13 protein-coding genes are annotated in these 14,406 nt (G+C 46.9%); 3 read left to right on the forward strand and 10 right to left on the reverse strand.

What is annotated here, in order from left to right:
- Nucleotides 1-135: 135 nt before the first annotated feature.
- The 5 genes from HP398_RS25005 to HP398_RS25025 all read right to left on the reverse strand — a co-directional run bounded on the left by HP398_RS25005 (nucleotide 136) and on the right by HP398_RS25025 (nucleotide 5,021).
- Nucleotides 136-1,191: a polyamine ABC transporter substrate-binding protein gene (locus HP398_RS25005; protein WP_017252038.1), complete on the reverse strand. Its 1,056-nt coding sequence runs from the start codon at nucleotides 1,189-1,191 to the stop codon at nucleotides 136-138.
- A gap of 61 nt (nucleotides 1,192-1,252) precedes the next feature.
- Nucleotides 1,253-2,050 carry an ABC transporter permease gene (locus HP398_RS25010; protein WP_017252039.1) on the reverse strand — a complete coding sequence of 266 codons (798 nt, stop codon included), beginning with the start codon at nucleotides 2,048-2,050 and terminating at the stop codon, nucleotides 1,253-1,255.
- Complete coding sequence (locus HP398_RS25015; protein WP_173624058.1) at nucleotides 2,047-2,850, reverse strand: ABC transporter permease; 804 nt, start codon at nucleotides 2,848-2,850, stop codon at nucleotides 2,047-2,049. The genes HP398_RS25010 and HP398_RS25015 overlap by 4 nt, the downstream gene beginning before the upstream one ends.
- A gap of 44 nt (nucleotides 2,851-2,894) precedes the next feature.
- On the reverse strand, nucleotides 2,895-3,881 hold the full coding sequence (locus HP398_RS25020; RefSeq protein WP_017252041.1) for an ABC transporter ATP-binding protein: 987 nt from the start codon (nucleotides 3,879-3,881) through the stop codon (nucleotides 2,895-2,897).
- Between the two features lie 189 nt (nucleotides 3,882-4,070).
- On the reverse strand, nucleotides 4,071-5,021 hold the full coding sequence (locus HP398_RS25025) for a DMT family transporter (protein ID WP_173623960.1): 951 nt from the start codon (nucleotides 5,019-5,021) through the stop codon (nucleotides 4,071-4,073).
- A 136-nt stretch (nucleotides 5,022-5,157) separates the two neighbouring features.
- On the opposite strand from HP398_RS25025, the gene HP398_RS25030 reads away from it, so the two are divergent.
- Complete coding sequence (locus tag HP398_RS25030) at nucleotides 5,158-6,507, forward strand: aminotransferase-like domain-containing protein (RefSeq protein WP_173623961.1); 1,350 nt, start codon at nucleotides 5,158-5,160, stop codon at nucleotides 6,505-6,507.
- 439 nt (nucleotides 6,508-6,946) lie between these two features.
- Nucleotides 6,947-7,570 carry a YqaA family protein gene (locus HP398_RS25035; RefSeq protein WP_173623962.1) on the forward strand — a complete coding sequence of 208 codons (624 nt, stop codon included), beginning with the start codon at nucleotides 6,947-6,949 and terminating at the stop codon, nucleotides 7,568-7,570.
- A gap of 46 nt (nucleotides 7,571-7,616) precedes the next feature.
- On the opposite strand, the gene HP398_RS25040 is transcribed toward HP398_RS25035, so the two are convergent.
- From HP398_RS25040 to rbsK, 4 genes are all read right to left on the reverse strand, one after another.
- Nucleotides 7,617-9,755, reverse strand: coding sequence for an ATP-dependent Clp protease ATP-binding subunit (locus tag HP398_RS25040; RefSeq protein ID WP_173623963.1), 2,139 nt, complete (start codon nucleotides 9,753-9,755; stop codon nucleotides 7,617-7,619).
- A 118-nt stretch (nucleotides 9,756-9,873) separates the two neighbouring features.
- Entirely contained in the window at nucleotides 9,874-11,013 is a 1,140-nt protein-coding gene (locus tag HP398_RS25045) for an MFS transporter (RefSeq protein ID WP_173623964.1), read from the reverse strand.
- Between the two features lie 65 nt (nucleotides 11,014-11,078).
- Nucleotides 11,079-11,675 carry a TetR/AcrR family transcriptional regulator gene (locus HP398_RS25050; RefSeq protein WP_173623965.1) on the reverse strand — a complete coding sequence of 199 codons (597 nt, stop codon included), beginning with the start codon at nucleotides 11,673-11,675 and terminating at the stop codon, nucleotides 11,079-11,081.
- Nucleotides 11,676-11,903: 228 nt separating this feature from the next.
- On the reverse strand, nucleotides 11,904-12,806 hold the full coding sequence (gene rbsK / locus HP398_RS25055) for a ribokinase (RefSeq protein WP_173624059.1): 903 nt from the start codon (nucleotides 12,804-12,806) through the stop codon (nucleotides 11,904-11,906).
- A gap of 170 nt (nucleotides 12,807-12,976) precedes the next feature.
- Between rbsK and nfi the strand changes: the two genes are divergently transcribed.
- The gene (gene nfi, locus HP398_RS25060; RefSeq protein WP_173623966.1) at nucleotides 12,977-13,663 is read left to right on the forward strand and encodes a deoxyribonuclease V; all 687 of its coding nucleotides are present in this window, start codon (nucleotides 12,977-12,979) and stop codon (nucleotides 13,661-13,663) included.
- On the opposite strand, the gene HP398_RS25065 is transcribed toward nfi, so the two are convergent.
- A complete protein-coding gene (locus tag HP398_RS25065) occupies nucleotides 13,660-14,298 on the reverse strand; it encodes an immunity protein Imm33 domain-containing protein (RefSeq protein WP_173623967.1) in 639 nt (212 codons plus the stop codon). The genes nfi and HP398_RS25065 overlap by 4 nt on opposite strands.
- Between the last annotated feature and the right edge of the window lie 108 nt (nucleotides 14,299-14,406).

A 14,406-nucleotide genomic window follows, 5' to 3' on the forward strand; every position in this document is an offset into this window, starting at 1 on the left:
AATATATGGTGTCCCCTTATTATTTTTCCAATGCCCTCGCTCTATTCCCCTTTCCAGCCGAAGAGTAAGCTCCCAGACAAAATGAACACAAAAAACCGAGACGGAAAAACTCCATCTCGGTTCGTTCACCACTATTTATCTGCCGCTCTTCATTTCAGTCCAGTAGCGGTCGTATTGCTGCAAGGTTTCTCCTACATCCACCAGCCACTCTGCACGGGCAATATCCGCTGTATCCAGGAAGACCATTTTATTGGAACGATATTCTTCACTGTGCAGTGGGTATGCTTTTTCGTTCGGGTTGCTGTAGCCAATCGACTCGTAGTTTTTCACACTGACCTCTGGGTCCATCAGGTAGTTGATAAACTTCTCAGCCATTTCCTTGTTCTTAGCGCCTTTTGGAATTGCCAGCGTGTCTGCCCAGATCGTTGCGCCCTCTTTCGGGATGACGTACTCAACATCTGGATTTTGTGCGTGAATGAAAGCGGCGTCACCGGACCAAACCGTTCCAATCCATGCTTCCTCAGCAATCATCTTTTGCTTGATGTTGTCTGTATCAAAGGCAACAACATTCGGTACTACCTTTTTCAAATCAGCAAAGGACTTTTCCAGTTCCTCTTTGTTCGTCGTGCTATTGGAGAAGCCATTCTTGATCAGTGCCATTCCCATAACCTCACGCGGGTCGTTCAGCATGATGACACGGCCCTTGTAAGCTTCATTCCACAGATCGTTCCAGCTTGTCGGGGTTTCTTTTACATATTTCTTGTTGTAAGCGATCCCGGTAATTCCCCATGTATATACGAGTGAATACTTGTTTTCTTTGTCATAAGGAGGTGTCTTGAACGTAGACACAATATTGCCCATGTTCGGGATGTTGGCTTTGTTCAACTCTTCCAGGAGGCCCAGCTGAATCATCGTGCCTACCATGTAATCGGAAGGTTGAATCAAGTCGTAGCCGGATGCACCTGCTTGAACTTTTGCCAGCATTTCTTCGTTGCTGCCGTATACATCATAGTTAACCTTGACGTTGAATTTTTGCTCAAAATCTTTGATGACGTCTTGGTCGAAGTTGTCTGCCCAGCTATAAATATTCAATACTTGTTGTTCTTGCTCAGATGACGATGAGCAGCCTACAGCAGTCACCGCAAGTGCGGCGGTCAAAGCGCCGATCATCAAGGACTTGAAACGTTTCATTTTTTCCTCTCAACCTCCAAATCAGTTATGGGATTGCTTTTATGAAAACTCCATGATGGATCTAAAAGATGGATTGATTATTTTTCGAATCTTTACGGCGGAAAATCTCTGCCACCACAACCAACAGCACAGTACTCACGATCAAAAGTGTCGAGAGTGCATTCACTTCTGGCGAGACACCTCGTTTTACCAACCCATAAATGTAGAGTGGCAATGTGGTCGAATTCGGACCAGCCACGAAGAACGAAATAATGAAATCGTCCAGCGACAGGGTAAACGCCATCAGGAAGCCTGCGATGATCCCTGGCATGATCAGAGGCAGCGTCACATAGCGCAATGTCTCCCATGGAGTTGCTCCCAAATCTTGAGACGCTTCTTCCAGTTCTTTGCCCATATCAGCCAAACGTCCTGAGATAATGACCATCACATACGGCATGCTAAACGTAACATGCGCCAGGATCAGGGTCACTTTCCCCAGCTCCATCTGTACCTGGCTAAACAGCACGAGCATAGCCAATCCCATCATGATCTCAGGGATGACAATCGGCAAGTACATCAGCCCGTTGAAGATGTTGCTCCAACGAATCGAATAATGCTTGACCGCCAGAGCGGCAGCCGTACCCAAAACCGTTGCGATGACGCTGCTGATAACCCCGATCGTCATACTGTTCATCAGCGCTTGCATGACCTGCCTGTTTTCAAACAAAGAAACGTACCATTTCCACGTAAAACCAGTCCACGTAGCATTGATCCGTGAATCATTGAACGAATAAAGGACAAGGATCAAGATTGGCAGATACAAAAAGACCAGCATCAGCCACGAGTATCCAGATAGTGCGTTTCGACGTAATGTTTTCATGCTGATTCCTCCTTCGTCTCGCTCGCTTTGGTAGCGCGGAAATAAAGAAGAATCAACAGCATGGACAATAGCATCAGCACGATGGACAAGGCAGAACCAAACGGCCAGTCACGCGCAGACAGAAATTGATTTTGAATGACGTTTCCGATCAGAGCCGATTTCGCTCCTCCCATGACATCCGGAACGACGAACATCCCGATGGAAGAAACAAATACGAGGATCGATCCAGTGACGACACCTGTCTTGGTCATCGGCAGAGTCACGTGCCAAAAAGCTTTCCAAGGTGTTGCGCCCAAATCATACGCTGCTTCCAGCTTACGACGATCCATCTGCTCCAGTGACACATAAATCGGCAGGACCATGAATGGCATGAGTGTGTACACCATCCCGAGCAGGACAGAACCCGAATTGTACAGAAGAGGCAACGGCTCCGAAATAATGCCCAGCGATTGCAGGAACGTATTGATTACGCCTTGCGAACGCAGGATGATTACCCACGCATAGGAACGGACCAAGAAGTTGATCCAAAACGGAATCATCACGAGCAAAAGCCATATTTGCTGAGTCGATTTTTCCAGTCGTGAAATGTAATACGCTAACGGATAGCCGCACAAAATCGAAAATACCGTTGTTAAAACCGCTACAACCAGCGTATCCCAAAAAATTTGGCCATACAGCGGATCGAAAATACGGATGTAATTGTTCAACGTAAATTCATAGACAACTTGCCCGTACGTGCCTCTTTTGAGGAAAGACAGTACGGCGATCATAAGCATAGGCAGGACGAAAAGCGCACCCATCCACAAAAGGGCGGGAAGCGCGAGCAGTTTTACCGGCTTCTTGTTTAACAAGGAAGAATCACCTCGTCCGTCTGTGCCCAGCCAATGGCCACTTGATCTCCCACCTGCCAGTCCAGACCGTCACCTGCGTACTGGTGTGCCATTACGGTCATATCCTGCCCCTCGAGGCGGATAAATACCTTGCGCAAATTGCCGAGGAACACCGCGTCAGCAATGGTGCCCAGCTTCTTGTGTTTATCCTTGTCGGAGTCAATCGGGTACAACTTGATCTTTTCTGGACGTACGGCTGCATTCGTTCCGTTTTCCCGGAAAATGTTGTTTTCCCCAATAAAGGTAGCCACAAACAAGGTTTGCGGGGAGTTGTAAATCTCTGCTGGAGAAGCAATCTGTTCAATTCGTCCCTTGTTCATAACCGCGATTCGATCGGACATCGCCATCGCTTCTTCTTGGTCATGTGTGACGTAAATGAACGTTATTCCCAAGTTTTTCTGCAAGTTTTTCAGTTCAAGCTGCAAGCTTTTTCGCAATTGGTAGTCCAAAGCACCTAGAGGCTCGTCCAGAAGCAGAACACGTGGGTTGTTAATAATCGCACGTGCGATTGCTACGCGTTGCTGTTGTCCACCAGACAGCTGCTTTGGCGTGCGCTTCCGCAATTCTGTCAGTTGGACGTACTGAAGTACTTCCTCCAAACGCTTTTGTTGTTCAGCTGCTTTGACTTTTTTCATTTTCAAACCAAACAGGATGTTTTGCTCCACTGTCATGTGTGGAAACAAAGCATATTGCTGGAACACCATGTTCATATCGCGCTGATACGGCGGCACATGGCTGAGTGGTTTTTCGTCCAGGAAAATTTCCCCAGTCGTTGGCTGCTCAAAGCCAGCAATCATTCGAAGCAGTGTCGTTTTCCCACAGCCACTTGGGCCGAGTAACGTCAAAAACTCCCCTTCTTCAATGGAGAGAGAAAAAGAGGGGACGACGACAGTATCTGCAAATCTCTTTTCAATCGAATCCAGATGTATAATTTTTTTCATTCCGTCATCTCACCATATGTCATTATACTCACAATCTAGGTAACTATATCGTGTATGATACGATTTGTAAACAGTTTCACCAAGTCTAGAATGATTTTTTTGCGACTAGCAAGGATGAGAGATTCCTCCACAAAAACAAACAGAGCCAATGAATAAACATTCGCTCTGTTGCGTATCCATTTTATTTTCTCACACAGAAGTGGATTTTGGTTGAGGCGTGCGATTCTGGTTCTTCGCTTTTGCCCCTAGGAAATTCGTCCCAATCACCCCGATAACAATCATCACCGCGCCAATAAGATGGTAGTATGCCAGTTGTTCCTGCAAAAAGATGACGCCTGCCACGATGGTAACCAACGTAGACAAATTGTTAAACACGCTGAGTTTGGATGCTTCCATCTTGGACAAGGCAAAGTTGGTCATAAAAGACGTCATGAGCGAGGACAGTATCCCCAAAAATACAATGGAGATGATAAACGATGAGCTGGCGAAAGGGGCAAAATACGTCGACAAAGTCCCCTCTGCACTATGGCGAATGACTGACCAGCCGTTAAAAAACAAAAATCCGAGTAACGCCACCATATATGTCATGTCTATATAATGAAAGGACTTAGTCATTTTCCTCGCCAGAACACTATACCCCGCCAAAGAAAACGCGGATAACAGGATGAGAATGGTACCGATACTGCTCCCTGAGCCTGAGCTGACACCGAGCCCCTTCATTGCAAAAATGTACACGACACCTCCTACGGATAAAAGCGTGGATAGCTTTTGCAGCCACGTAGAAGACTCCCCCAAAAAGAATGCCGCCAGGATCATAGTAAAAATCGGAACGGTTGCTTGAATAATCCCTGCTTCAGACGAAGTGGTATACACCAGTCCAAACGCCTGAAGGGTAAAGAACAGAATGGGATACAGCATGGCGAGCGGTATAATCGTGAGCATGTCTTTTGGTTTGATGGACAGCTTGATCCACCCAAACACGATCGGTATAGATGCAGCGATAAATGCCACGGTAAAACGGTGCGCCAAAGTATCAACCGGGCTGGTTACAGCGAGTGCCATTTTCAGAAACAAAAACGACAAGCCGGTAATCCCTGCATTCAGTAATGCCGCAAGAATCGCTTTTTGTTGGTCTTTCATCGTATGTATCTCTCCTACTGGGGACTTTTTACAGACGGCCGTCTTAGTTAATAGTAATGGGGGATCAATCGTGCTACAATGCAAAAAAGGAGTAACTGTACCGATACAAATCCAGCGGTAAGGGAATGTTTTTTGGATGCACAAATATTTGCAGCTACAAAATGAACTCGAAACGTTGATTGAAAGCCTCTCCTATCGAGACGGAGACCGGCTTCCCTCTATTCGGGAGCTCGCCTCTCGCTACCAATGCAGCAAGAGCACTGTAATCCGCACTTTGGATGAGCTCGAAAAGCGTCACCTCATCTACTCGGTCGACCGAAGCGGCTACTACGTCGTGAAAAAACAAAGAAAGATCCAACCTGCAGATACGTCGGTGATCGATTTTGCGACCTCTGCTCCCGATCCTGACCTCTTTCCTTATGTCGACTTTCAACACTGCATCAATAAAGCGATTGAAACCTATAAAAACGATCTTTTCATATATGGAACCACACAAGGCTTGCCATCGCTCATTGCCGTCATCGCCAGGCTGCTTGGGAACCATCAGGTTTTTACGGACCCGGGTAATATTTTCATTACCTCCGGTGTCCAACAAGCGCTATCCTTGCTGTGCAGTCTGCCTTTTCCAAATGGCAAGGAAACGATTCTGATTGAGCAGCCCAGCTACCATCTTTTCATTGAAAGTTTGCAAGTACGCAAGCATCCTGTCGTCGGGATCAAGCGCACTGCCCAAGGAATCGATTTAGAAGAGCTGGAGTCTATTTTCCGAACGGGAGAGATCAAGTTTTTCTATACGATGCCTCGCTACCATAGTCCGCTCGGTACGACGTACAGTCGAAAGGATAAACAGCGCATTGTGGAGCTTGCCCAACAGTACGACGTCTATATCGTAGAAGACGATTACATGGCAGACCTTGAGCATGACAGCAAAGCTGATCCCCTCTTTACCTATGATCGCTTTTCTCGCACCATCTATTTAAAAAGCTATTCCAAAATTATTTTTCCTGGGTTGCGTTTGGGTGTGGCCGTTATACCTGACGCGCTAAAGGATTCCTTTAACCAGCACAAGCGACTCATGGATATCGACAGCTCCATGCTATCTCAAGCTGCGTTGGAAATTTACCTAAAAAGCGGAATGTTCGAGCGTCACAAGCAAAAAATTCGCAGTTCCTATCAACGGCGATCCAACCTGCTAATGGCGTCCTTGAACCATTTTGCGACGAATGAAGAGCATCTATTCACCTTTCAGCCCTTTGCGTATCCGGGGATTCATACGCACATTGTTTTGAACGATGCCATCCCGGTCCCTGCTGTTATCAACCAGCTAAAAAAGTACTCCATTCTTGTGGATGCTACTGACAAAAATTACTTGGTGGGCTTTCCGCAAGAAAATATTTTGAAGCTGAATGTGTCCTATGCCAAGGAAGCAGTGATTGAGCAAGGGATTGAGGTGTTGATGGATGTGTTACGCCGCATGCACCGTTAACCTCTCCGCCTTAAGTCGCAGATAAAATCCGACGAGGGTGCGTTTTTTGGACAACCAAAAAATCTCCATAATAGAGCTGTTGAGTTGATCCATAGCACACAGGCGGATGTGAATTGATTGGTACGTAACCTATTAACGATCTACAACGTATTACAAATACAGGAATATGGTTTTAGCAGAATGATGGCGGCTTTGCAAAAGAAAATATGCAGAGAAAATGGTTTTAAAATGCATCAAATGCGGTATATCGTTGTATAGTAAGTGAATCCCAATTCAAAAAAATTCGTTCCATAGTCGGCCAGTTTGAAGTAGAATCGCATCTAGACACATGTATTTTGTTGGGCTTACTCGGCGTGACGCTGAATATTCCGACAAAGCGCAAAAAGGCCTCCAAAGTTGATGACTGGCAGTTAACGATAGAATGACAAAGGAGAAATAGATGTTTCAGAACATTTTAGATTTCTTAATGGAATACGGCTATTTGGGAATGTTCATCCATTCTTTTGCAGACGCAGTCATCTTTCCCGTTCCTGCCTTCTTTCTTCAAGTGCCACTCAGTCTCGTAGATCCTTCGCAGGCATTGTGGATTGCAACGGTAGGCTATGTCGCTTGTCTCTTAGGGACACCCGTTGGTTATTTTATCGGTAAAGTCCTAGGCAAATCCGTTCTGTACAAAATCCTCAAGAAGGAATGGATTGATTCTGCCACAGCGATGTTTCAAAAGAAGGGCGAAGTCGCGATCTTCATCGGTTCATTTACACCGATTCCGTTTAAAGTATTTACAATCATGTCAGGTTGCTTGAAATTCCCGTTGTGGAAATTGCTTGGGTATGCGGCAATTGGACGGGCAGTCAAATTTTACGCAGTCGGATTTTTGTTTTATTTTTACGGTAAAATGGCGGAAAATATGGTCCATAACGTTTCTCTCTATATATTCCTCATCATGGTGCCGCTCATCTTGGTCGGATTATGGGTGAAGAAAATTGTCACCAAGCGCCGCCAGCTGAAAATGGAAAACGCTGGCGTCAGCAATGGCATCAATGAGAAAGTCCTGAATAAATAGCAAAGAAACCCCAATTCACACATTGGGGTTTCTTTTTTTACGCCTGTTATGCTTTTTTGACACGAATGCCTTCCTCTTCTACATCAATCAGCATCGCTGTCACATTGTCTTCTTCCATCACCAGATCCGCAATGCCATCCTCGACATATTGCTGAATTACACGGCGCAATGGACGTGCCCCGAAGGAAGGGTTGTAGCCCAGCTCAGCCAGCTTTTCTTTTGCAGCATCTGTCACGCTGATCTCCATTCCTTGCTCAGACAGATTGCCCCTAACATCTTGCAGCAGCAGATCGACGATTTTGACCAAATCCTGTTTTTCCAGATGGGCAAAGGAAATGATCGAGTCGAAGCGGTTTAGGAACTCTGGCTTGAAGTATGCCCCCAGAGAATCCAGCACGGTGGCAGGCTCGGGCGCTTTTGCTCCAAAGCCAACAGAGATTTTACGCTCGCTCACGCCGGCATTGCTCGTCGCAATGATGACCGTCTCCTTAAAATTCACCGTACGGCCCTGACTGTCTGTTAGACGACCATCCTCCAGAATTTGCAGGAACATGTGCATCACGTCCGGGTGTGCTTTTTCGATCTCATCCAGCAAAATGATGCTGTACGGGTTGCGGCGAACGCGTTCTGTCAACTGACCTGCTTCTTCATGACCAACGTAGCCAGGAGGAGAACCGATCAATTTGGATACCGAGTGCTTCTCCATGTACTCACTCATATCGAGGCGGATCATGGAATCGCGGGTACCAAACAGCTCCTCTGCCAATGCTTTGGACAATTCTGTTTTCCCTACGCCAGTCGGACCGACGAACAGGAAGGAAGCAATCGGTCTGTTTTTCGGTTTCAGACCTGCACGACTGCGTCGAATCGCCTTCGCGACTTGTGTGACCGCCTCGGATTGACCAATGACTTTTGCTTCCAAATGAGCCGCTAGGTTTTTCATTTTCATCTGCTCATCACTTTGCAGCTTCGTAACAGGAATCCCCGTCTTTTGCTCGATCAAGGCTTGGATGTCCGAGACGTCGACCTGGACGCGTTGTTCCTTGCCCTCAATCTGATCCAGCTTCTCTAAAATGCTTGCTTCCTCGTCTCGCAGACGGGCAGCTCGTTCGTATGCCTCTTGCTCCGTCGCTTCCTTTTTCTCCTGATTGATTTGCGCCAGCCGCTCATGCAGTTCTGCCGTATCAACCGCGGAGGACCTCAGGTTCAAACGCGAGCCCACTTCATCCATGAGATCAATCGCCTTGTCAGGCAAGAATCGATCCTGAATGTAACGATGGGAGTATTCCACGCTGGCACGGATGACATCATCCGAGTAAGCGACTTGGTGGAATGCTTCGTATTTCGGACGTAATCCTTGTAAAATCTCGATGGCTTGTTCTACGGTTGGCTCCTTTACCATGACTGGCTGCAGGCGGCGCTCCAGAGCTGCGTCTTTTTCAATCACACGATACTCTTTTAACGTAGTTGCCCCAATCAGTTGCAACTCACCGCGAGCCAGTGCAGGCTTCAGGATGTTCCCTGCATCCATTGATCCTTCCGCAGAGCCTGCTCCCACCAGTAGATGAATCTCATCCACAAACAGGATGACGTTTTTGCGCATTTGCAGCTCGGCAATCACTTGCTTCACTTTTTCCTCGAACTGTCCGCGAATTCCCGTCCCTGCAACCAGAGAGGCGACATCTAAAATGTACACCTGCTTGTTTTTCAGCTTGGTCGGCACTTGCCCTTCCGTAATACGCAAGGCGAGGCCTTCCGCAATCGCCGTCTTCCCGACTCCCGGCTCCCCGATCAGAACCGGATTGTTCTTATTGCGTCGGTTCAAAATCTCAATGACACGCTCAATTTCCTGTTCGCGTCCAATCACAGGGTCAATCAGTCCAGCACGTGCCGCATCGTTTAGATTACGTCCCAGGTCATCGAGGATGCCTCCACCACGCTCTGGTGCTTGTGGTTGCGTTTGGCTGGAAGATTTGCCCGGGTTCATCGGGCCTTGGGCAAAGCCTTGCAGGAACTCATCCAGTCCAGAGAAGGAGGAGAAAGGACTAAAGCCCATACCCACTCCCATTTTGTTGGTCAGCTTTGTCTGGCAGTCTTTGCACAGATCGTATTTTTGTTGCTGATTTTGCACGCGTATATGAACAGTCACAGTTGCTTCTCGTTGTTTGCAGATTTCACAATGCATATTCAATCCCCCCAAAAGCGTTGTTTTGGAATTCAGAAGATCTTTGACCTTTCCTGACCTTCGTTGACTTTATTATAGTTTGACCTTTTTTGACTTTCAAGAGGGATTGTTTGGTTTTTTACACTTTGCCCTTTTGCAGATAGGGAACGATTGAAAGTAACCCAATAACAGCTAAACAAGCGCCTATCCACAATGGTGAAACAAGCCCATAGCCACTGCTGATCCCGATCCCGCCTAAGGAAGAACCAATGGCAACACCCAATGTAATAAAGGAAGTATGCATAGTGTTTACCATTGTCCCACTGCCTGCTGTATTCATCACTCGTGCGATCATGGCCGGATTCATCGCGACACCCGTCAACCCAATCAGAACAATGGATAGCACAGCGATCCATTTATTTTCGGCGCCTACGGCAAATAGAACCAATGCCGCTAAGAGTATGCTTAATCCCGTTACAAGGATGCGCATGGTAAAACGATCAGCAAGTCTGCCAATCACGATATTTCCGATCACGGTCGCGATACCATAAAGGGCAAGCAAATACGGGATACTCGCATCCGAAAATGCCGTTACATCCGTAAGAATCGGAGTAAAATAACTAAACGCTGCGAAGGTACCGCCAATGATCAGCATACTCGTTACATACGCGGCCCAAAGGTGTGGATTTTGAAAACTGGCAAGCTCATCCTTTCCGTTCATCTGGTCTTTTTGTACGAAGGAAGGAAGCAACCATTGGATCAAGATCCCTGATAGCAATACGACAACGGCAACAGCCCAAAAGCTCATTCTCCAGCCGAAATATTGTGCAATCACGGTTGTCAGAGGGAGGCCGATGACAGTAGCAATCATTAAGCCTGCCAAAACAATCGAAGCTGCCTTTCCCCGTGAATGAGGGGGAACCAAGCTGGCTGAAATACTAACGGAGATACCAAACGCTGCGGATGAAGCAATACCTGTTAGGATACGTGCAAGCATCATCGACTCGTAATTCCAAGCCATGGCTCCCAGCGATTGGCCAATAAAGAAGACGGCAACCAAAGAAAGCAGCGCTTGTTTTCGGCGAATGTGCAAGAGAGTTGCTGTTAGGATCGGGCCACCTATCACCATTGCTCCTGCATACGCCGTAATAAAATACCCGATGGATGGGATCGACACGTCGAAAACATCGGCAAGCTCGTTCATCATACCTGCCACCATAAATTCAGAAGTCGTCATCGCAAAAATCGCTACCGCTAACAAATAAATCATCGACGGCATGAAGGAACACTCCTCTATTTATTATTGTAACAATCGGTACAAAAATAACTCAAAAAAAGAGCGCATTACGCGCCGAAGATAGATTCCATGGTGCCGTTCATGATTTGTTCAGCCAATGTCCGATTTTGTGTAGATGTATTCAACACACGGAAGCCGTAGTAACTGCTTAAAAATAGGCTAGCCAAATCCACAGCAGATCGTTTTTTGGAGATTTCGCCCGTTCGCAAGCCTTCCTCCATCACTTTTTCCATGGTTTGCTTCAAAAGTTCAACATGTCTGGAGACTATTTCTTCAATCTTGGGATCGTCTTTTGCCCGTTCCAATCCCGCATTGATCAGCAAACATCCTTTTGGATTCGTAGATTCAAAGTCTTCCACCAATGCCCAAGCTAAAAAATTTTGCAATCGTTCTTTCACAGAACCCGGACTTTCCAATAATGCCCGCTGTTCACGAATTCCAGTTTCGTGATAGTGTTCCACCACTGCTAGATAAAGGTCCTGTTTGCTGCCAAACGTATTGTACAAGCTGCCTTTACCTAGTCCAGTATCACTGCATAAATCATGCGTAGAACAACCATTGTAGCCTTTTGACCAAAATGTCTTCATGGCCACATCTACAATGGAAGTGTAATCAAAATCACGAGGTCTGCCGCGTTTGTTCAACGGAATCCTCCTTTCGTTTCCAACTGTTATGGAAATCTTACACATTATGTACCGTTCGGTTAACAAATGAAATGTCTGCAACTGTAAACCATACCTATAGAAAAAGCCCATTTTGAAAATCATCTCTCAAAATAGGCTTAATCATTGATTATATCGACTCTACATCTGTCACTGTTGGAATAACGTAAACTCTTCAGCTAAGTTGACCTTCTCCATCTATCGTCCCCATTAAAAAGAGTATGCTTGTACTTCTTCGAAAGTAGGCAGGGATGGTTGAGCACCGTTCCTTGTTACGACAATCGCTGCTACTTTGCTGGCGAAAGTGGCCGCTTCCGTTTCTGTCATTCCTTGTGTGATCCCAACTGCAAAAGCTGCCGTAAAGGAATCACCTGCCGCAGTTGTATCCACTGGTTCTACGCGGAATGCCGGGATATGGGTTGCCTCATCGGCGGTTACTAAGAGAGCGCCCTTTTCCCCCAACGTTACGATGACGCGCTTTGGTCCACCAGACAAAAGCTTTTGGGCTGCGGCATGCACTTCATCTATCGTGGATACAGGCATTCCCGTGAGAATAGAAAGCTCTGTTTCATTTGGGGTTAAGGTATGTACATGGGTTAATAGCTCACTGGATAGCTCGCGTGCAGGTGCCGGATTTAAAATGACCAGCTTGCCGAGTCGAGCAGCCTCTTTGACGGTATATTCCACGACATGCATCGGGATTTCCAGTTGGAGCAATACGATGTCACTGTCCTTTAAAATAGACTGATTGTCTGCAATATGCTCGGTGCTGACGAGCGCATTCGCACCCGGAACGAGCACGATGTTATTTTCCCCGTCATCACTGACATTGATAAAAGCCATGCCTGTCGTACCCGAGCATTTGATCCCCTCTATGTGAACGTGCGCATCCGTTAACCCTCCCAGCATAACCCGGCCGTTCTCATCCTCTCCTACCATTCCAATCATGGAGACATGCGCACCCAGGCGAGACGCTGCTACCGCCTGATTCGCTCCCTTTCCACCCGGGATCAGCTCGAAGTGATGGCTTGCGATCGTTTCTCCTGCTCTGGGCAAATGATGTACATGGGTTACGAGATCCATATTAATGCTTCCTACTACTGCGATTTTCACGACGAGCCCTCCTCGTTCCATCTCGAACATGATCATTCTGTCGGTTACAAAATAGTGCTTTTCATCCGAGAAGTCAACGTATTTTCTCAGGATTGTTCCTAAGAAGACTTGGAGCGCAATGCCTCCATTGGATATAATGAACAAATCTTCTATCATCCGGAGGTAACCAGATGGAGCCGATTATCCAACATCCTTGGAACATTGATGAGCAAGAAGCTATCAACTTACAGCGACAACTAGCCCAACAAGTGAAAAAAGAAGATCAACTAGCGGACGTACGCTTTATCGCTGGAGCAGATGTCGCCTATCATGCCGAGTCTGATTTGTTAGTTGCTGGTGTCGTGATCCTCGACGCTAATTCCCTGCAAGTCGTCGAGTCTGTCGTCATTCAAGACACCGTCGAATTCCCGTATATTCCCGGCCTGTTCTCTTTTCGAGAGCTGCCTCCGTTGGTGCGTGCATTCAAGGAGCTAAAAACAACACCGCAGCTTGTCGTCTGCGATGGACAAGGAATCGCTCACCCACGAAGATTCGGACTAGCCAGTCATTTGGGCGTCCTGTTTGACATTCCTACCATTGGCTGTGGAAAAACGAGACTGCTAGGCGAATACGAAGAACCCGCACAGGAAAGAGGCGTGTATTCCCCTTTGATCGATCAGGGTGAAATCATCGGTGGAGTCTTGCGTACACAACCGAATATCAAACCGATATTCGTCTCGATCGGACACGGAATCTCTTTGCCAACTGCATGCGCATGGATCACCAAGCTCTCTCCCAAATATCGTTTGCCCGAAACGACGCGGCAAGCGGATCAGCTCGTGAATAAAGTATCGGCAAAGTTAAATAACAGCCGCTAATGGAGTGTCGGCCATACATTTTCATCGTGCTCATCCAAGACTGCTTCAATTAGATCTCCTTGGAACACGACGATATACCCTCGTGGAAGTGCCAATGCTTGCAAAAGAGACGGACGTAGCTTTAGCAGTTGGTAAACGTAGTATGACTCAAGCTGATCGCTTTCTACTTCGCCTTCCACAGGCCCGAGATACCATCCGGAGTCACCTTTTCGAACATCTTCTGCACGCTGCAAATAGACATGTTCTTGTTCAAATGCACCTTTTGCCACCACGATTTTATCTTGGAACAAAGCAGCTTCCCCTTCTGCTCGCACGGTTTGCAAACAGTTGTTTTGCGCCATTTGCACGACCAAGGACACAGACAGGTCAGAAGTTGTTTCGGAAAAAGGATTCTCGTCGTAGTCGGGTGCCACGATTTCCATATACCCATCTCGTTCGAAAACCAGCAGAATGGTCCAGCCTACCTGAATTTTCGCACCGTTCTTAATAGGACCAGTCTCGTCTTCTACATCGGCGAATACGTCCAACAGAAAGTCTGCTTGCTTCACCAAAAACTCTTTGCAGTTCACGACAAACGTTCGGTTATGAATCTGTTTAGAGCGTTTGCAGAGTCGGGACTCTTTCTCAGCTGACATGGACCTCTTCCTTTCTGCGTGATCGGAATTGCTACTATCTTCAGGATATCACGAATAGGAGAAAAGCTCCGTTACACATTTGCTACAAAGGTTGGAAAAATGAGCTGA

It is taken from the genome of Brevibacillus sp. HB1.4B, assembly GCF_013284285.1.
GTDB lineage: Bacteria > Bacillota > Bacilli > Brevibacillales > Brevibacillaceae > Brevibacillus > Brevibacillus porteri.

Coding starts and splice junctions, on each gene's coding strand:
- HP398_RS25005 (WP_017252038.1), bottom strand. CDS start 1,191: ATGAAACGTTTCAAGTCCTTGATGATCGGCGCTTTGACCGCCGCACTT.
- HP398_RS25010 (WP_017252039.1), bottom strand. CDS start 2,050: ATGAAAACATTACGTCGAAACGCACTATCTGGATACTCGTGGCTGATG.
- HP398_RS25015 (WP_173624058.1), bottom strand. CDS start 2,850: ATGGGTGCGCTTTTCGTCCTGCCTATGCTTATGATCGCCGTACTGTCT.
- HP398_RS25020 (WP_017252041.1), bottom strand. CDS start 3,881: ATGAAAAAAATTATACATCTGGATTCGATTGAAAAGAGATTTGCAGAT.
- HP398_RS25025 (WP_173623960.1), bottom strand. CDS start 5,021: ATGAAAGACCAACAAAAAGCGATTCTTGCGGCATTACTGAATGCAGGG.
- HP398_RS25030 (WP_173623961.1), top strand. CDS start 5,158: ATGCACAAATATTTGCAGCTACAAAATGAACTCGAAACGTTGATTGAA.
- HP398_RS25035 (WP_173623962.1), top strand. CDS start 6,947: ATGTTTCAGAACATTTTAGATTTCTTAATGGAATACGGCTATTTGGGA.
- HP398_RS25040 (WP_173623963.1), bottom strand. CDS start 9,755: ATGCATTGTGAAATCTGCAAACAACGAGAAGCAACTGTGACTGTTCAT.
- HP398_RS25045 (WP_173623964.1), bottom strand. CDS start 11,013: ATGCCGTCGATGATTTATTTGTTAGCGGTAGCGATTTTTGCGATGACG.
- nfi (WP_173623966.1), top strand. CDS start 12,977: ATGGAGCCGATTATCCAACATCCTTGGAACATTGATGAGCAAGAAGCT.
- HP398_RS25065 (WP_173623967.1), bottom strand. CDS start 14,298: ATGTCAGCTGAGAAAGAGTCCCGACTCTGCAAACGCTCTAAACAGATT.